We start from the raw sequence: 17,396 nt of genomic DNA on the forward strand, positions 1-17,396 counted from the left end.
TTAACCCCCATCACCTTTTTGTTGTGGGGCGCCGTTGCCGGCGTCTTGGGTTTTACCCGGTTTGCGCCTGGGTTTGCTGTCCTTGTTGTTCGGTTGCAGCTCCCTCAGTTCCAGTCGCACTTCTTCCGTGCCGCTGCCAAGGACCACGCAGTCGGCTTCTATCTTCAGTACTTGCCAGCGCTCATCCAGAGGCATGCCGCTTTGCAGGCGCAGGCTTTGTTTGCCGTCGCTGCTGTCAAAGAGGGCCAGGCGCTGGCTGCCCTCCAGCACGATGCCGGAGAGCTTCCATTGATCTTTGAGGCTGCCGGCGCTGGCCGAGGTGGCGCCGCTGGCGACGGTGCGCCGGCTTGGGTCAAACAGGTTGCGCTCGGTTATCACCTTGAAGTCGTCAAAAGGCGGCATGGGCGCCAGCGGCTGGGCCATGGCCAGCAGCAGAATAAGCGGGCTCATTGGGCATCTCCCCCGGCATAGGCCACCAGTGAAAAACGGATATCCAGGGTGGCGAGCGGCGCAATGCCGCTGCGGCTGGCGGCGGTTACCAGGGTCAGCCTGGGGTTGGCGGTTATCACCAAGTCTTCGACAAAGAGCAGTGGCCGGTTGGCCTCCAGCTTATACAGCAGCCGGGCCAGCTCCGGGGTTTCGGCCCGCATACGCACCGCCAGCACCACCTTGGGCAGCGGCGAGTCGGTGTCGCCGTTGACGATTTGGGTGCTGATGAGCTGCCCGCCGACCTGGCCCACCAGCTGGTTGAGCCGCTGTTGCAGGCGGGCGGCGGCCAGGGCCGGGGTGGGCGCCTGCAGGTAAAGGTTATCGGTGGGGCGCTGGCGCTTGAGGGTGGCCAGTTGCTGCTCAAGCTCGGGAATGCGTTGGCCCAGGCGCTGATAGCGGGCCAGCATGTCCTGCTGGGTCGAGAGCTGTTCGAGGCGGGCCGAGAAGTAGCCATAGAGCGGCGCCACCAAGACCTGCCACAGCAGCAACAGCCCCAGGGCCAATACCAGCAGGGCCAGCAGCGGCTGGGCGCGGCTTTGCAGGGTCATGGCCGGCCTCCGTCGTTCAGGGCCGCTTCCAGGCTGAACCTTTCTTGCTGGGAGCGCGGGTTGATGGAGACCGGCGAAGAAAATCGCACATTGGCAAAGTGGGGTGAGGCTTCCAGCAGGCTGATGAGGGCCGAGGCGTTGGTGGACTCGCCCTGCAGGCTGATGCGCGCCGGTTGAAACTCCAGGCGGTTGATCCAGGTGTTGTCCGGCAGGGTTTGGGTGACTTCCCTTAGCAGCAGCAGCGGCGAGGGCTGGCGGTTGCGTTTGGTGATTAAAAAGTCCTGGCCTTGGCTGAGGGCCTCTATGCGTTGGCTAAGCTGCTGGGCCTGCTCGGCCTGGGCTTTGGGGGCAACCAGGCTGGCGTCCAGGGTGGCCAGGCGGTGATCCAGGTAATAGGCCCAGCCCCCCAAGGCGGCGGCCAGCAGCAATATCGGCCACAACCAGGCCCGGTGATGGCTTTGGCCCTGGCCAAGGGGGATGCGGCCAGGATTGCCTGCCAGGCCCAGCCAGCGGGGCTGGATGCCGTGGTCGGCCAGTTGCGCCAGCACCGGTGCCAGCAGGGCCTTGTTGACCACCCACAACGTTAATTGCAGCTTGTCGAGGGCCGGCTTGGCTTCGACCTCCTGGGCGGCAAAGTAGACTTGCTCGGCGCTAAAAGGCGTGTGGCGGTTCATCTCCATGGCCAGCACCTGATGGAGCTGGCCGGCGGTTGCCAGGGGCAATTGCAGGTTTTTTTTGAGCAGCCAGTCCGGCGGCAACAGCAACAGGCTGCGTTTGCGCTGATAGGGGGCAAGACGCTGCTGATGTTCCAGGGTGGCGGCCTCGCCAAGGGGCAGGGTCAAAGGCTCGGCCAGCTTGTCAAAGTGCAGCGCACCGTCACTGAAGCGGATGGTGAGGCCGGTTCGGGCCGGGCGCCAGCCGGCGGGCAGCAAGCTGAGCATTTCACTGCTCCACCATTGCCAAAACGGCCCCAGGCGGCCTGGCAGGCTGTCAATCATGGGGACCTCCGGTATCGATATCGGGCAGCAGCCCCGGCCCCAGACTCAGCACCCGAAAGGGCCGGGCCGGGTCGCCTTGCTGGCGTTGCAGCAGGGCGCTGAACAGGGCCTCTTGGCCGTCGCCCAGCGGCAGCCGGGCCTGCACTGTGTAGTAGCGGCCAAAGCCTGGGGTGGCCTGTTCGGCAGGCCACCAGGTGGGGGCCGGTATGGGCAGGCCGCTGTCGTGGAGCTGGCGGCGCTGGCGGATGTAGTCGTCCACCAGCAGGGCATCGGCCCCGGGCATGGCCAGCAGCACCTGGCGAGGCGCCAGTTGCGGCAATACCGTGGCTCGGTGCGAATAAAGGGTCAAAGCCGGGCGCAGCGCCTCAACCAGGGCGTCGGTCATGCCCAGTACCTGGCGCAGCTCGTCGATGCTGTTAAAAGGGGCGTTGGCCGGGCCATCGAGGCCTGCGGCCTGATATTGGGCGCTTTCGGCGCCGTCGAGGCGCTGCAGATCGTCCTCGTCCCGCCAGTCGAGGATGGCGTCCACCAGGGCGGTACGCTCGCTGTCACCAATCCCGGCCTGGCGCAGCAGGCCATCAAGCAGGGTGGGGGGCGCAGCGTTGAGGTCGATTTTGCCCCGCTCATCAAACACCGCCACCGCCATGGGTTGCTGGTCAAACTGCACCTGATAGGGGCTGCCGTCCGCCAGCCAGGGGCTTTGGTCTTGGGCGGTGCTCAAGCTGATGATGGCCAGGCTCACCGCCCCTTTGGCCCGCCACAGGTTGGCGGTGGCCTGTTCCAGGCGGTATTGCACCTGGGCGCCGGAGCGGCTGGACAGGGCCACGGTGCTGGCCATCAGGGTCAGCAGTACCAGCAGCCACAGCACCGCCACCAGGGCGATGCCGCCGGCCCTAGCGGCTGTGCAGGGTAAAGGCCTGACCATAGGGGGCCACCATCAGTGAAAGTTGATTGGCAAGGGTGAGTTTGACCAGCAGCGGCGCCTGGGCGCCCTGGGGCCAGCTGCTTTGCCAGCGCTCGGGCTCGGTTTGTTGCAGGTAGCTGAAACTGGCCGGGGTGTTGCTGGTCAGCAGCCAGCGTGGCGTGCTGTCGGCCAGGGCCGCGTCCAAGGCCTGCCAGTCCACCGGGGTGCCTTTGACAAAAGGCTGGGCGCGCAGCTCCAGGTGATAACCGTCGTCCTGGCGGCGGCTCGACAGCAGCAGCCAGGTGGGCTGCGGTTGTTGCCAGTTAAGGCCGGGGGCCAACAGTAGCAAGCGATCGCTGCTGGCCTGCAAGGGCGTAACGAGGTGCCCGTCGGTGTCGGCAATGGGCTCGATGGACATGCCCTCAAGCTGGCGACGCAGCAGTTGGCTTACCGCCTCAACCCGGCCTTGCTGGCCGATGCGCTGCTCCTGGCGCTGCCAGGCCTGGGTGGTGATGTCGAGGCCGCCAAAGGCGAGGGTGGCCAGCAAGGTCAGCAGCACCAGGGCTATCAGCATTTCCATCAGGGTGAAGCCGGCGGCCCTCATAGTGCCCCCTCGATGGCGAGGGTAGTCAGCACCAGCTGCTGATGCTCGCCCCAACTGACGGTGAGCCGCACTTCTATAGCCCTGTTGCCGGTGCCAAGCCAGTTGCCCTCGGCTCCCTCGAAGGGGCTGACCTCGGCTTGCCAGCGCCAGCCGTTGTCAAATTTGCCCCGCTCTTCGCTGCTGGGCAGCGCCTTGCGGCTGAGCAGCAGCGCCAGTTGCGACTGGGCCAGGGCCATGGCCTGCTGGCGGTTGGCGGCGCTGCCTTCGAGGCGACCGCTTTGGCTAAGCACCCGTAGCAATCCGCCCAGTACCATGGCCAGCACCACAAAGGCCACCAGCACTTCGAGCAGGGTAAAGCCGTTAGCCTTCATGGATGCTGACCTCTCCGGTGAGCCAGTCCAGCTCCAGGCGCAGGCTGCCAGCGTCGTTGCCCAGGGTCAGCTGGCCGCCGCTGGAAGTGCCATCAGGGTAGAAATAAAGCGGCTGGTCGAGGCCCAGGGTCAGCCGCTGCAGGGCCACCTTTTTGCCATTCACCCAAAGCTGTTGCTGGCGGTTGGCGATGGTCAGCACTTGCGCTGTGGCAATGGCCTGGCTGCGGCTTTCGCGCAGCAAGGCGGCTACCTGGCGGGCCTGGCTTTTCAGGGCCATGCCCGGCAATAGGGCGCCAAAGCGGGGGGCGGCGGCGCTTAGCACCAGCATCATCACCACCAGTACCACCAGCAGTTCCAGCAAGGTAAAGCCGTGGCGGTTCATTGCCAGCTCACCACGTCCTGGTCTTCCCCTTCGCCGCCCTCTTTGTTGTCGGCGCCGAGAGAATAGAGGTCAAAGTCGCCGTGCTCGCCGGGGTAGCGGTATTGGTAGTCGTTGCCCCAGGGGTCTTTGCGAATGACTTTTTTGGTCAGGTAGGGGCCGTTCCAGTTCTCCACTCCCGAGGGTTTGCTGACCAAGGCGTCCAGCCCCTGGTTGCTGCTGGGGTAATGGCCCACTTCCAACCGGTACAAATCCAGGGCCGAGTGCAGCTCCTGGATCTGCAGGGCGGCGGTCTTGGTCTTGGAGCTGGACAACTGGTTGAGCACCTTGGGGCCCACCAGGCTTGCCAGCAGCCCCAGGATCACCAACACCACCAACAATTCCAGCAAGGTAAAGCCGGGTTGTTTCACACAGACCTCCTTAAAGCGGCAGGTCGTTGATGCTGAGGATGGCCATCAGAATGGAAATGATGATGGCGGCGATCAGCATGCCAAGACCCACTATCAGCAAAGGTTCCAGTACCGTCAGCAACCGCTGGATACCGGTTTCCACCTCCCTGTCGTAGGTGCCTGCTACCTTGAGCAGCATCTGGTCCAGTTGCCCTGTCTCTTCTCCCACCTGCAGCATCTGCAGGGCCAGGGCCGGGAATACCTGTTGTTGTTTCAAAAGCCCCGCCAGGCGCTGGCCTTCTTTAAGGCCCTCGGTGCTGTCGTCCAGGGCCTTGCCGAGGCGAAAATTGCCGACGCTGGTTCTGGCCACCTGCAGCGCCTTCACCAGGGGCACCCCGCTTTTTAAAAGGGTGCCGAGGCTGCGGCTAAAACGGGCCATTTCCAGCTTGCCCACCAGGGTGCCGTAAAGAGGCAGGCGCAGCAGCCAGCTGTCCCAGCGCAGCCGAAACACCGGCTCCTTGAGCTGCCGTTGTAGCAGCACACCGCCAAGGGCCAGGGCCAGCAGCAGCCACAGCCCCCAGTCGCGGATAAAGCCCGCGCTGGCAATAACAACCTGGGTGGGCAGCGGCAGCGCCTTGCCCATGTCGCTGAAAAGCTGCTGAAACTGGGGCACTACGTAGGTGAGGATCACCAGCAGCGACAGGGCGCTTACCAGCAGCAAGATCAGGGGGTAGAGAAAGGCCGACAGGGTTTTGTCTTTGAGGGCCTGGGCCCGCTCCTGATAAAAGGCCAGATCTTCCAGGCCCTGATGGAGGTTGCCGGCGGCTTCGGCGGCGCGAATAAGGCTCAGGTAAAAATCCGAAAACCCCTGCTGTTCGGCCAGCACCGCCGACAGCGCCTTGCCACCCCGAAGGCCCTGATGGATGTTGCCGATAAGGCGGGTCAGTCGCGGCTCCTGGCCAAGCTGGGTCATGATCTCCAGCGCCCGGTCCAGGGCGATACCGGCCGCCAGCAGCGCCGCCAGCTGCTGGGTAAAGAGCAGCACCAGGTTGCCCGCCAGCCGCTGGCCGCCAAGGCGCAGCTCCCAACGGCCGGCTTTGCGGATCTCCAGCACGATAAGCCCGGCCTGCTGCAACTGGGCCACCACCTGCTCGCGGCTGTCGGCGTCCAGTTGCCCTTGCTGCATCTGGCCCTGACTGGTCACGGCCCGGTAATGAAACTGGCTCATCCGGCTTCCTGCGTGACCCGCAGGACCTCCTCGACAGTGGTAAGCCCGGCCATGGCCTTGATGCAGCCGTCCTCATACATGGTGAGCATGCCCTCGCTGCGGGCCTGGCGCAGCAGGCTGGTGGCGTCGGTGCGGCGCAGCACCAGGGCCTTGAGGGCATCGGAAAGCACCAGCAGCTCCATGATGGCAATGCGGCCCTGGTAGCCGGTGTCCTGGCATTGGGGGCAGCCGTGGGCCCGGTATAGGCGCACCGGCCCCTGGTGGGCCAGGCGGCCAAGGCCGAGCTGCTCTACCAGCTCGGGCAGCGGCGCAAACCCCTGTTTGCAATGGGGGCACAACAGCCTCACCAAGCGCTGGCCCACCACGGCGTTGAGGGTGGAGGTGAGCAGGTAGTCTTCCACCCCCATCTCCAACAGCCGGGTGATGGAGCTGGCGGCGTCGTTGGTGTGCAGGGTAGACAGCACCAGGTGGCCGGTCAGGGCCGATTGCACGCAGATGCGGGCGGTTTCCAGGTCGCGCATCTCGCCGACCATGATCACGTCCGGGTCCTGGCGGACGATGGCGCGAAGGGCGTTGGCAAAGGTCAGGCCGATATCGGGTTTGACCTGGATTTGATTGACCCCGGCCAGCTGGTACTCCACCGGATCTTCCACCGTGATCACCTTGCGCGACGCGGTGTTGAGCTGGCTCAGCGCGGTATAGAGGGTGGTGCTTTTGCCCGAGCCGGTGGGGCCGGTGACCAGCAGCATGCCGTCGGGCAGGGCCAGCACCTTTTGCAGGGTGCGAAGGTTGTCTTCGCTGACTCCAAGGGCGTTGAATTCCAGGGCCAGGCTGTCTTTTCGCAGCAGCCGCATCACCACTGACTCGCCGTACAGGGTGGGCACGGTGGAGACCCGGATATCCAGCTCCTGGCCCTGGCTGCGAAGCTTGATGCGGCCATCTTGCGGCAGGCGGCGCTCGGCGATATTGAGCCGGGCCATGATCTTGATGCGCGAGATAACCGCCTGGGCCAGCCGGACCGAGGGCGCTTCAGTGGGTTGCAACACGCCGTCGATGCGGTAGCGCACCTTGAGCTGATGTTCGAAGGGCTCGATATGAATGTCAGAGGCGCGGCATTCCACCGCTTTTTGGAAGAGGTGATTGACCAGCCTCACCACCGGCGCCTCCGAGGCCAAGTCTTTGAGCTGCTCGACGTCTTCTTCGGCGATGTCGTCGTCGTTGTCGCCACGGGCGGCGCGGTCGCGGGCTTCTTTGTTGTAGAGCCGCTCGATGGCGGCGTCGATGTCGGCGCTCTGGCCCACCAGGGGTTTGCACTCAAGGCCGGTGGCCAGGTGCACGGCATTGAGGGCGTAGCTGTCTAATGGGTCAGCCATGGCTAGGTACAGCTGGCTTTGCTCCTGGCGCAGGGGCAAAAGGTGGTATTCCTTTAAAAAACGCAGCGAGAGGCGGTCTTCAAAAAGCGGTTCGTCGGGGAAGTCGTCAGCGCTGATGCTGGAGAGGGAAAAACAACGGGCCAACTGGCCCGCCATGTCTTTTTCAGAGACCATGCCCAGCCGAATAAGCAGCCGGTGCAAAGGGTCGGCGCCGCCTTGTTCATCGCGCATCCGCCTGACTCTTGCCAGGTCGGCGCTGCTTAGGCATCCCTGCTGCACTAATGCATTGGCCAGCTCCTCCTCCCAAGGGGCCGCCAGGGACTGATTCATGCCAACCTTCTTAGTTAGGTTGAGGCCGGGGAAAGGTAATCTCAAAGATAGTCAAAAAATTGACACTGTCTGGTGGGTAATACAGGAGGTGTTACATATTTGTTTATTTTTGCGAGGAAGATTGCTCGGCAAAAGTGCGGGCGGTGCGCTCGAAGGTCAGGGCCAGCCGTTCCATCATCCCTTCAACCAGCTCGGATTGCAGATTAACGCCGTTGGTCTGTTCAATAGCAGCCAGCAGCTGCTGGCTGTGGGTCCGAAACTCGGCATTGAATTTCCCTTTGGCGCTGCACAGGAAGGTGCTGGCCAACGAGCGCTGCCATTGGTCGAGCAGGGCATTGAGTTTGGGGTCGCCATTGGCGGCCAACTGGCGGCGCAGGCGAATGGAAACATGGCCTAGGTTCAGGCCGGTAAGGCCAAGATCGGTGAAATTGCGGCTTGGCGTTCCTTGCTCGGAGCTGGAAAGGCGCATCAGCCGGTCACCCATACGCCCGTTAAACCAGCCTTCGGCGTGGCGATGGTGGCCGAGGTCGGCCAGGTCTTTGGCGGTCGATTTGATCAGCCGACGCTGCATCAGGGCACGGTCCGGGTCCTCTATCAATTTAAAGACCCAATAGAGAACACAAACCCCGGCGAAGATGCCAAGCGCAATGCTCAGATTGGTATCCACGGCATAGGTCATGGCGTTGCTGGGTTGGGTTTGGATAACAAAAGGCACGCAAAAGCCGAGGCCGTAGGCCAAGGTAGGTCTGTTGGCCAGGGCCATCAACCCGATAAAAAGCGGCCCGCCCATGGCGATAACCAGCAGCGCAAAATGCCCCGCCCCCTGGGCCATCATGCCGAGGCCGAAGTAGAGCCCGGTGGGAATGGCAACCACCACTCCCATCATCAGCTTTTTAAGCAGCAGCACCGGTGAGGGGAAACGGGCAATCATCACCGAGAAGGTGAGCGGCACCACCATCATCATTACCGCTGCCGGCGAGGTGGTGTAGACCCAGGTAACGGCACCAATCAAAAACAGTACCAAGGTTCTCAGGCCGGTAATGGCGCACAGGGTGAGGTCTCGGTAGGTGCTGAGGGTGGGGGCGTTAAGGCGGGTTTCGTGGCTGTTTTCCAGGGCGTCGTAGGCCCTGAGTACCATCACCAAATCGGCCACCAATTCCAAGGCTGTCTGCGTCAACCGGGCCAGGATTGGGCTGGGCGCCTCGTAGCTGGTGCGAAAGTGCAGCAATTGGCGGCGAAGCTGTTGGGCGTGCCGGTAGCAATCGCTGTAGCTGGTGGTGTCGGCCATGGCCTGAAAATGCTCGCGCATGTTGCGCATCTGCTCGGTCACCTGGTCGTCAAGCAGCTCGCCATGGTTACGCTGCAGGCGGCCAAAGATTTGTACCACCGCCAGCAGTGACAATACCTTGTTGCACAGGAGATCGGCGGCCCTGGCCTGCGCCGAACCTGTTGGGCCTTCATAGACCACGGCGCTGGAGTCGTCGCTCAGGGCGCCGAGGGATTCGAGAATACCGTCGGCCTGTTTGTGGCGGATTTCGTGGGAGCCGTCAGGGTCCAGTTCCACCACCAGGTAAGTGAGGGTGCGGTTGATAACGTTGCGGGCGTGAACCTGCAGCACGTTCTTCACCTGCACCGGCCAAAACAGCAGGCTGACCAGGGTGGCGCACACCGCCCCCACGGTAATTTCCCCCATCCGTGCCTGGGCCACGGTAAATACGGCATCGCTGTCGGCGGTGGCGGCGTTGGCCATCACCAGCGCCACAACCAGGGCGGCGGTCATGGTGGCCATGGCAAAGCCGTAAACCAGGTTGATGCGGTGCACCATGGCCGAGGCGGCGGACATCAAAAATACCCAAACCGCCAGGCTGCCAAGGGCCAGCACCGGGGTGCCCATAAACAAGTCCAGAACCAGGATGCCAAAGCCGCCGCCCAGCACCGAGCCTACGATTTGGCAGATGGCCTTTTCGATAACCAGACCGCTTTCGGGGCGCATTTGCAAAAACACTGCCGACACCAGCGCCCAGTAGGGCCTGTCCATGTTTAGGTACATAGCCACATACAGGGACAGTGCCATGGCGATCACCCCCTTTACCGCAAAAATAATGGTGGTGCGGTTGGGGGTGAGAAACAGTGCCAGGTTGGGCGACAGCTGCATGATCAGTCTGGGTCTTTAAGGTTGACCGACACCGTCATGCCGGCGCTCAGATGCACCCCTTCGGGGATCTGGTCAAGGCGGATATCCACGGGAATGCGTTGCGCCAGACGCACCCAGTTGAAGGTTTGCTGCACCTGCGGAAGCAGTTGGTTGTTGGCATCGGTATTGGCGTTGGCAATGCCGGGAGAAATACTCACCACAGTGCCCAGCAGCGGCTTGCCGCCACTCATCAGGTGCACTCTGGCCTTTTGGCCCACATGCACCAGCGGCAGTTTGGTCTCTTCAAAGTAACCGGTCACATAAAAGGTGGCGGTCTTCACCAGCGACATCACCGGTGTGCCCTTGGACACATAGTTACCCTGGCGCAGGGTCAGGTTGATGATGGTGCCATCTTCCGGAGCGGTAACCACAGTGCGGGACAAATCAATATTGGCGGCGTTGAGCTGGGCAACGGCCAAGTCATACGAGGCTTTGGCCTGGTCGGTATTGATGCGGTAGGTTTCTTCGTCTTCGTCGCTGATCACTTTTTTGGCGATCAGCTGCTTGCGCCTTTCGTACTGATGCTGGGCCAGATCCCAGGCAAACTTGGCTTTTTCTACCTCGGCCTGGTCTTCGGCGATCACCGCTTTATAGCGGGTATCGTCGATGGTGAACATCACGTCGCCTTTTTTCACCTGCTGGTTGTCGTGCACCTTGAGCTCGGTTACCCAGCCGGAAACGTCCGGTGCCAGGGTGACCACATCCGCCCGCACCCGGCCGTCACGGGTCCAGGGGGAGTAGAGGTAGTGGTTCCATACCCAGGTGCCAGCCACAACGGCCGCCGCCACGAAAAGCAATGTCACTAAGACACGAAGCAGTTGTCCCATAGAGGCTCTAATCTCCGAACAGGTAAATACTCAGGGCCAGGTAGCAGACGAACAGGGATACATCGAACCAGGCATCTTTCCAGACCAATTGGCGCCTAACGATTTTATGCAGTGCAAAGCGGGTTGCCACAGTCATGACAAAACCGCTCAGTGCAAAGACGATAAAAGGGCTGAACAGCAGGCCACCCAGGGCCAGTTCGTGAAGCATGGCAAGCCTTACAGGTATAAGGAGACAGGGTTGCTAAGCGGGTTCATCTTATCGCTACTTCGCGCCGAGACTCTAGGGGCAGCGTAAAGAAGTCCCTATTTATCACCACTTAACCGATATCAGCCTAGGGTCAGGGCAGGTCGATTGCCAGAATATCCGCCTCTTTTTGCTCGTACATCGACAGCACCAGGCTGCCGTCGGGGAGCACCGTAAAGGAGCGGGCACCTTTGACCGAGCGCGGCGCCAAAGCGGCGATTTGCTGCTCGGGCTCGCCGCTCCACGGGTGGAGCATCAGCCGGTCGTTAAGGTCGGTGCGTTGCAGGTAAATGATGCCCTGCTCGGTAAGCTGCCAGTTCCCCCAGTCGGTATTGGCAAGGCCTGTGACTACCTTTATCGCTTTACCTTTAGGCATTTGCTGCCACACCCCTTCTTCGCCGGGTTTGACGAAAAAAAGCACACCGTCGCTGCGCTCCAGGGCGAAGATGGCCCCTTCTACCGTTAATTGCTCGCGGATACCGGTGGCCAAGTCATGGCGCCAGACCTGCCATTTGCCGTCGAGATCGGAGCTAAACAGCAAGGATTGGTCGTCTTTGCCCCAGCTGAAGTTCTGGGAAGCGAAGTTGTCCTTGCTGATCTCTTTGAGGGCGCCGCCCTGCACTTGGCCGATAAAAAGGCTGTAGTACTTCTCGCCCTTGCGCTTGATGGGCAGCAAGAAGCGGTCGCCCTGGTTGGATAGGGCATGGATGTAGGCATCGCCCTGCATCTGGGTCAGTTCCCTGGCACTGCTGTCGTCCTGGGCGGCCGACCAGATTTGAAAATCCCCGCCGCGGTTGGAGAAGAACACCAGCCGGTTTTGGCTTCGAGAATAAAAAGGGTAAAGCTCGCGGCCATGCGAGAAGGGCAGCGCCTTAAGGGGCCTGTCTTTGGCGACCCGAAACAGCCTTTCGGAGGTGCTGTATCGCGGGTAAACCAGCTGCGGGTGTGGCCCCGGCCTCACCGAAATGCGCCCCGGCACGCTTTCAAAAGACAGCGGGGAGACTTCGCCGCTACTCACCGACACCTGCAATATGGTTACTTCCCCCTGCCAGACGCTGGAAAAGTAGATGTAGTTGTCGTCGGGGCTCCAGGCCAGGGAGAACACCTCGCGGTTTTCCCGAAACAGCGGCCGGCTGCTGCCGTCGGCACTGCGGATATAAATATTGCCAAGGTTACTTTTGAGGCTGGCGTAGGCCAGGCGCTGGCTGTGGTTGGCCCAGTCGATGGGCATGTCTTCAAAATCGCCGCGCTCGGGGCTCAATTGCAATGTTTGATTATTCGTAAAATCAAAGCCTTTCAGGCTGACGCCGCCGCTGCTGTTGCGATAGGCATAGGCCAGCATATTGCCGGTTTTGGACCAAGCCAGGGTTCGAAACAGGCGGTTGGCGTGGCAGCTGTCGATAAAGCGGCCCTGGCCGCTGGCCAGTTCCACCACCTTGACCTTGCACCCTGACTGATTGATCACCGCATAAGCCAGTTGCTTACCGTCGCCAGACCAAGTCGGCGAGGCGCCGTATTCACTGGGTAGGGAAACGCGCGTTGGTGCTTGTTGCGGGTTATCCAGCGGCTGGATATAGATGCCGGGAATGCCCTTACCTTTGTCCCATTGAAAGGCCATCTGGCTGCCGTCTCGGGTAAAGGCCGGGGTTTCTTCCACCCCTTGCAGGTGAGTCAGGGGCTGGGGCCTTTTGGCCAGTGGTGCCAAGGGTAGAGGAGTGTTTGGCCAGAGCCACAACACCAAGGCCACCACCAGCGCCAGGGCGGCCACCAATGGTGCCCAAAGGCGCCTTTTCATGGCTTGTTGCGGCAGTTCTTGCACCGGTAATTGCAGCACGTAACCGGTCTTGGCAATGGTGCGGATCACTTCCTGCTTGCCACCGGTATCGCTAAAGCCTTTGCGCACCTGCCAGATGGCATGGTTAAGGGCCTTTTCCCCCACTTCCTTCTGGCCGTGCCAAATCTCGTCGATAAGCCGTTCCCGGGACAAGGTCTCCCCCGGCGCCTCCATCAGTAGCCGCAGCACTTCAAACACCTTGGCCGGCAGCTCCACCTGGCCCTGGGGTCCCTTGATTTGCAGTTGCCCCGGCAGCACAGTCCATTGCCCGACACGGTAATTGCGCTGGTAAAAGCGGCTGCCCTCAGACATGAAACAACGGCTCCCGGAAGAAAAAAGGCAGTTCCTTCTATTACATTTGCGTAACGCTGTCAGCACCCGGCAGGGGAAATCCTGCAAAGCGTGAGCTGGGTCGGTTAAGTGGCCTACAGCGGCTTTGCAAGTGGTTGATAGACAACCGTAAATGTCTGAGTTGTGTGACGTTTGTTAATTCGTGATGAGTGTGGCCAAGTGCCGGCAGCTTGTGGCGAGGTAGTAAAAAACCGCCCGAAGGCGGCCTTTTTTACTTGCCGATACAAAAGCTCGAGAAGATGCGGCCCAGCAAATCGTCTGAGCTGAACTCGCCGGTGATTTCTGAAAGCGCCATTTGGGCCAGGCGCAGCTCTTCGGCAAGGATCTCGCCGGCGGCAAAGCCATGGAGCTGCTCTTCGCCCACATCCAGGTGCTGCTGGGCGCTGTCGAGGGCGTCGAGGTGGCGGCGACGGGCCAGGAAGCTGCCTTCGCTGGTGCCTTCAAAGCCCATCAGCGCTTTAAGGTGCTCGCGCAGGGCCTCGACACCGGCGCCGGTTTTGGCCGACAACCGCAAGATGCCGTTCTCGAACCCGGCTGCCTCGCCGGTCAGCTCCACCTTGTTGCGCACCACGGTGATGCCAAGGCCCGCTGGCAGCCTGTCCACAAAGTCAGGCCAGATAGCGTGGGGGTCGGTAGCGTCGGTATCCAGGGCGTCCACCATAAACAGCACCCGGTCGGCTTTCTCGATTTCCGCCCAGGCCCGCTCGATACCGATTTTCTCTACCGCATCGCCGGTATCGCGAAGGCCTGCGGTGTCGATGATGTGCAGCGGCATACCGTCGATATGGATATGCTCGCGCAGCACGTCGCGGGTGGTACCGGCGATGTCGGTGACGATGGCCGCTTCGCGCCCGGCTAGGGCGTTCAACAGGCTCGATTTCCCGGCGTTGGGGCGGCCTGCTATCACCACCCGCATCCCGTCGCGCAGCAAGCTACCCTGGCGGGCGGAGGCTTTGACTGCGGCCAAATCTTCACGAATGGATGCCAGATCCCCGGCTACTTTGCCGTCAGAAAGGAAGTCGATTTCTTCTTCGGGAAAATCAATGGCCGCTTCCACGTAGATGCGCAGGTGGATAAGGGATTCCACCAGGGCGTTGATGCGGGCCGAGAACTCCCCTTGCAAAGAATGCACAGCGCTGCGGGCGGCTTGCTCGGAGCTGGCTTCGATAAGGTCGGCGATGGCCTCGGCCTGGGTCAAGTCCAGTTTGTCGTTCAAAAAGGCCCGCTCGGAAAACTCCCCAGGCCTTGCCAGCCGCACCCCGGGCTCAGCCAGGATGGCCCGCAGCAGCAGGTCGAGGATCACCGGGCCGCCGTGGCCTTGCAGCTCCAGTACGTCTTCGCCGGTAAAGCTGTTGGGGCCGGGGAAGTAGAGGGCAATGCCTTGGTCCAGCACCGTGCCGTCGGTGTCCATGAATGGGCCGTACTGGGCATAACGGGCTTTGGGCAGGGCACCCAGCCTGGCCTTGGCCACACTGGCTGCCTTGGGGCCGGAGATGCGGATAATGCCAACGCCGCCGCGACCGGTGGCGGTGGCAATGGCTGCGATGGTCTCTGACATGGAAATCTCCTTACAAAAAAGGCGGCTTGCGCCGCCCTTTTTTATCGCAGGCCTTTTTTCTCAAGGCCCTTGTAGATGATGAGCTGCTGGGTAATGGACACCAAGTTGCTCACAAACCAGTACAGTACCAGGCCGGAGGGGAAGAAGGCGAAGAACACGCCCATCACCAGCGGCATCAGCTGCATGACCTTCTGCTGCATCGGGTCGGTCATGGTGCTGGGGTTCAGCTTCTGGCTAAACCACATGGAGGCGGCAAACAGCACCGGCAGCACAAAGAACGGGTCTTTGGCTGAGAGGTCATGAATCCACAGCATGAACGGCGCTTGGCGCAGCTCTACGGATTCTTGCAGCACGTAGTACAGGGCCATGAAGATAGGCATCTGCAGCAGCAGCGGGAAGCAGCCACCCAGAGGGTTAACCCCTTCGTCCTTGTACAGCTTCATCATCGCCTGAGACATGCGCTGGCGGTCGTCACCAAAACGCTCTTTCAGGGATGCCAGTTTCGGCTGCAGGGCACGCATCTTGGCCATGGAGGTGAACTGGGCCTTGGTCAGCGGGTACATGGCACCACGCACCAGCAGGGTCAGCAGCACAATGGCAAAGCCCCAGTTGTGTACCACACCGTGCAGCAGTTTCAGCAGCCAGAACAGGAATTCGCTGATAAACCACAGGAAGCCGTAGTCGACGGTTTTTTCCAGTTTGGGGGCTACGGCGGCCAGGGCATCCTGGTCTTTGGGGCCCACAAAGAGGTCAGCTGTCAGGCTGGCAGAGCCTTGGGCCGGTACGGTAACGGGCTTGCTCTTGATGCCGATGATGGCGTCAGAGCCGGACTGCAGGCTGTAAACGTCCAGTTTGACGTTGTCGAGCTTGGGCGCCCAGGCAGACACAAAGTAGTGCTGCAGCATGGCTACCCAGCCGGTGTTGGTTTCCTTGTTGAGGTTACGTTCTTTGACGTCGTCAAAGTTGTACTTCTCGTAGGACTCGTCATCGGTGGAATACACCGGGCCGGTGTAAGTGCCGTGGGAGGTGATACCGGAGTCGGGCTCGTGGTTAGTACGTTTGATTTGACCAAAGAACTGCACGGACAAAGGCTTGTCGGTGGGGTTGGTCACTTCGAAACGGGTGTTGACCACATACTTGCCGGGGGCCAGGGTCAGCACCTTTTTATAGACAACGCCGTTGGCGCCGTCATAAGTGAGGGTCAGCTGGCTGTCACCGTTGGCCAGGGTAGTGGCCTCGGAAGCGGTGTAAACCGGGCGGCTCTGGGTGTCGGAGCCGTTGGGGCCGATAAGGCCGCTCATGGCTACGTAGTTAAAGCCGGGCTCGCGGGTAAAGAGGGTCAACCGCTCTTCGCCACCTTGCACCTTGGCAAAATGCTTGAGCTGGGCACCGACGATGTCGCCGCCGCGGGTATCAACGGTCAGCTTGAGCTCGTCGTTTTGCAGGGTAACCAAGTGAGCCTTGGTGGTGGCAGCAGGCGCCACGCCTGCGGTCTGGGGAATATCGTCGGAACTGGGCAGGGCGTCGGCAGGCGCTTCAGTGGGTACCGAAGCGGTAGCGGCTACAGGCGCCGGCTTGGGTTCATGGTCCTTCTCCCAGGCTTGGTACAGCAGGAAGCTGACGGCAAGCAGGGCGAAGAACAACAAGGAGCGTTGGGATTCCATGGGTTTAACGTTCTCTAGTTTTACGTTCGGGAACCGGATCGTGACCACCGGGATGGCGAGGATGGCATTTTAATATTCTGCGCACCGCTAACCAACTTCCTTTCACAGGGCCGTGGCGCCTGATGGCCTCAATTGCGTAGTGGGAACAGGTGGGCGTAAAACGGCAGGTTGGCCCCAACAGGGGACTGAGCAGCAGCTGATAGAGCCGTATCGGCAGTATCAGGCATGCGCCAAGCGCTTTGCCAAGAGTTTCCATAGCCTGTCCACCAAAGCCACGTAGTTGCTGTTTTCCAGAAACTGGGCGGGCTTTTTGACGATGACAATGACATCGGCGTCGGGTAATGCCGACTGATGCTGCCGCACGTACTCCCTGGTTAGTCGTTTAAGACGGTTCCGGGAAGTCGCTTTTTTAACCTGTTTACGGGCAATTGTCAGCCCCAATCTGGCATGGCCGAGATCGTTGGTTCTGGCTAAGAGAGTGACTTCAGGAGAGGAGGCGCGGACGGGGTTATCGAAAACCCTTTGGAAATGCGCGGGAGTTAGCAGACGTAACTCCCGGCTAAAGGTCAGCTTGGACACTTGCGGGTGCAAAGCACTCAAGTGAATCAGGCAGACAGGCGAGCGCGACCTTTGGCACGGCGACGAGCCAGTACCTTGCGGCCGTTTTTGGTAGCCATGCGAGCACGGAAACCGTGGTCACGCTTGCGTTTGATTACGCTGGGTTGAAAAGTACGTTTCATAAGTTTTTACCGTCGGTCAGTCGTTAAACCACAGGAGCCTTTACTGGCCTGGCCGTCTTGGCCCCTGTAAATGGCCCACAAAAAGAGGCCGAATTATATAGAGGTGGCCAAACTGCGTCAAATATACACAAGGTAAATTTATCAGCGGCGAGCATTCTAGATCAGTCTGAGATCAATGTAACGATCCTGATGATCGTGGTTGATCTCGACGGCCTGCCTAGTCAACAATAACCCTCCTGCCGCTGCCACGATCCCTGCCGTGATTCATCCCGTGCATTTTGCCTGGGAGGGTCTTTATCGCTGTGTCGAAGGTGGTGGGGCAGACATTATTAAAGGTAGAATAACGGACTTTTTGATCGGGGAGTGTCAGC

The 17,396-nt window shown here is 61.0% G+C and carries 19 protein-coding genes; all 19 read right to left on the minus strand.

Translation table 11 applies throughout. From position 1 onward, the window contains the following. Entirely contained in the window at nucleotides 1–450 is a 450-nt protein-coding gene (locus tag AC22G1_RS20315) for a hypothetical protein (protein WP_487314965.1), read from the minus strand. Further along, nucleotides 447–1,037 (minus strand): type II secretion system protein GspM, encoded by a 591-nt coding sequence (gspM, locus tag AC22G1_RS20320; protein WP_487314966.1) that lies wholly within the window; start codon nucleotides 1,035–1,037, stop codon nucleotides 447–449. The genes AC22G1_RS20315 and gspM overlap by 4 nt, the downstream gene beginning before the upstream one ends. Beyond that, the gene (locus AC22G1_RS20325) at nucleotides 1,034–2,035 is read right to left on the minus strand and encodes a PilN domain-containing protein (protein ID WP_487314967.1); all 1,002 of its coding nucleotides are present in this window, start codon (nucleotides 2,033–2,035) and stop codon (nucleotides 1,034–1,036) included. The genes gspM and AC22G1_RS20325 overlap by 4 nt, the downstream gene beginning before the upstream one ends. Continuing rightward, nucleotides 2,028–2,960: a type II secretion system minor pseudopilin gene (locus tag AC22G1_RS20330; protein ID WP_487314968.1), complete on the minus strand. Its 933-nt coding sequence runs from the start codon at nucleotides 2,958–2,960 to the stop codon at nucleotides 2,028–2,030. The genes AC22G1_RS20325 and AC22G1_RS20330 overlap by 8 nt, the downstream gene beginning before the upstream one ends. Then, nucleotides 2,929–3,543: a prepilin-type N-terminal cleavage/methylation domain-containing protein gene (locus AC22G1_RS20335; RefSeq protein ID WP_487314969.1), complete on the minus strand. Its 615-nt coding sequence runs from the start codon at nucleotides 3,541–3,543 to the stop codon at nucleotides 2,929–2,931. The genes AC22G1_RS20330 and AC22G1_RS20335 overlap by 32 nt, the downstream gene beginning before the upstream one ends. Further along, on the minus strand, nucleotides 3,540–3,914 hold the full coding sequence (locus AC22G1_RS20340) for a type IV pilus modification PilV family protein (RefSeq protein WP_487314970.1): 375 nt from the start codon (nucleotides 3,912–3,914) through the stop codon (nucleotides 3,540–3,542). Before AC22G1_RS20340 ends, AC22G1_RS20335 begins: the two co-directional genes overlap by 4 nt. Next, nucleotides 3,904–4,296: a prepilin-type N-terminal cleavage/methylation domain-containing protein gene (locus AC22G1_RS20345; RefSeq protein ID WP_487314971.1), complete on the minus strand. Its 393-nt coding sequence runs from the start codon at nucleotides 4,294–4,296 to the stop codon at nucleotides 3,904–3,906. Before AC22G1_RS20345 ends, AC22G1_RS20340 begins: the two co-directional genes overlap by 11 nt. Further along, complete coding sequence (gene gspG / locus AC22G1_RS20350; RefSeq protein ID WP_487314972.1) at nucleotides 4,293–4,703, minus strand: type II secretion system major pseudopilin GspG; 411 nt, start codon at nucleotides 4,701–4,703, stop codon at nucleotides 4,293–4,295. Before gspG ends, AC22G1_RS20345 begins: the two co-directional genes overlap by 4 nt. 10 nt (nucleotides 4,704–4,713) lie before the next feature. Further along, nucleotides 4,714–5,910: a type II secretion system F family protein gene (locus tag AC22G1_RS20355; RefSeq protein WP_487314973.1), complete on the minus strand. Its 1,197-nt coding sequence runs from the start codon at nucleotides 5,908–5,910 to the stop codon at nucleotides 4,714–4,716. Next, nucleotides 5,907–7,613, minus strand: a complete 1,707-nt coding sequence (gspE, locus tag AC22G1_RS20360) for a type II secretion system ATPase GspE (protein WP_487314974.1) — start codon at nucleotides 7,611–7,613, stop codon at nucleotides 5,907–5,909. The genes AC22G1_RS20355 and gspE overlap by 4 nt, the downstream gene beginning before the upstream one ends. Before the next feature lie 103 nt (nucleotides 7,614–7,716). Further along, nucleotides 7,717–9,768 (minus strand): FUSC family protein, encoded by a 2,052-nt coding sequence (locus tag AC22G1_RS20365; protein WP_487314975.1) that lies wholly within the window; start codon nucleotides 9,766–9,768, stop codon nucleotides 7,717–7,719. A 2-nt stretch (nucleotides 9,769–9,770) separates the two neighbouring features. Continuing rightward, nucleotides 9,771–10,610 (minus strand): efflux RND transporter periplasmic adaptor subunit, encoded by an 840-nt coding sequence (locus tag AC22G1_RS20370; protein WP_487314976.1) that lies wholly within the window; start codon nucleotides 10,608–10,610, stop codon nucleotides 9,771–9,773. Between the two features lie 31 nt (nucleotides 10,611–10,641). Further along, nucleotides 10,642–10,842: a DUF1656 domain-containing protein gene (locus AC22G1_RS20375; protein WP_487314977.1), complete on the minus strand. Its 201-nt coding sequence runs from the start codon at nucleotides 10,840–10,842 to the stop codon at nucleotides 10,642–10,644. A gap of 130 nt (nucleotides 10,843–10,972) precedes the next feature. Beyond that, nucleotides 10,973–13,024, minus strand: a complete 2,052-nt coding sequence (locus tag AC22G1_RS20380; RefSeq protein ID WP_487314978.1) for a winged helix-turn-helix domain-containing protein — start codon at nucleotides 13,022–13,024, stop codon at nucleotides 10,973–10,975. Between the two features lie 250 nt (nucleotides 13,025–13,274). Beyond that, nucleotides 13,275–14,627 (minus strand): tRNA uridine-5-carboxymethylaminomethyl(34) synthesis GTPase MnmE, encoded by a 1,353-nt coding sequence (gene mnmE / locus AC22G1_RS20385; RefSeq protein WP_487316760.1) that lies wholly within the window; start codon nucleotides 14,625–14,627, stop codon nucleotides 13,275–13,277. A gap of 35 nt (nucleotides 14,628–14,662) precedes the next feature. Continuing rightward, nucleotides 14,663–16,285, minus strand: coding sequence for a membrane protein insertase YidC (gene yidC / locus AC22G1_RS20390; RefSeq protein WP_487314979.1), 1,623 nt, complete (start codon nucleotides 16,283–16,285; stop codon nucleotides 14,663–14,665). Nucleotides 16,286–16,289: 4 nt separating this feature from the next. Beyond that, nucleotides 16,290–16,541 carry a membrane protein insertion efficiency factor YidD gene (yidD, locus tag AC22G1_RS20395; protein ID WP_487314980.1) on the minus strand — a complete coding sequence of 84 codons (252 nt, stop codon included), beginning with the start codon at nucleotides 16,539–16,541 and terminating at the stop codon, nucleotides 16,290–16,292. Beyond that, on the minus strand, nucleotides 16,505–16,864 hold the full coding sequence (gene rnpA / locus AC22G1_RS20400; RefSeq protein ID WP_487314981.1) for a ribonuclease P protein component: 360 nt from the start codon (nucleotides 16,862–16,864) through the stop codon (nucleotides 16,505–16,507). Before rnpA ends, yidD begins: the two co-directional genes overlap by 37 nt. Nucleotides 16,865–16,890: 26 nt before the next feature. Continuing rightward, nucleotides 16,891–17,025, minus strand: a complete 135-nt coding sequence (gene rpmH / locus AC22G1_RS20405) for a 50S ribosomal protein L34 (RefSeq protein ID WP_050660763.1) — start codon at nucleotides 17,023–17,025, stop codon at nucleotides 16,891–16,893. Nucleotides 17,026–17,396 lie beyond the last annotated feature (371 nt).

It is taken from the genome of Gallaecimonas zhanjiangensis (assembly GCF_057624825.1).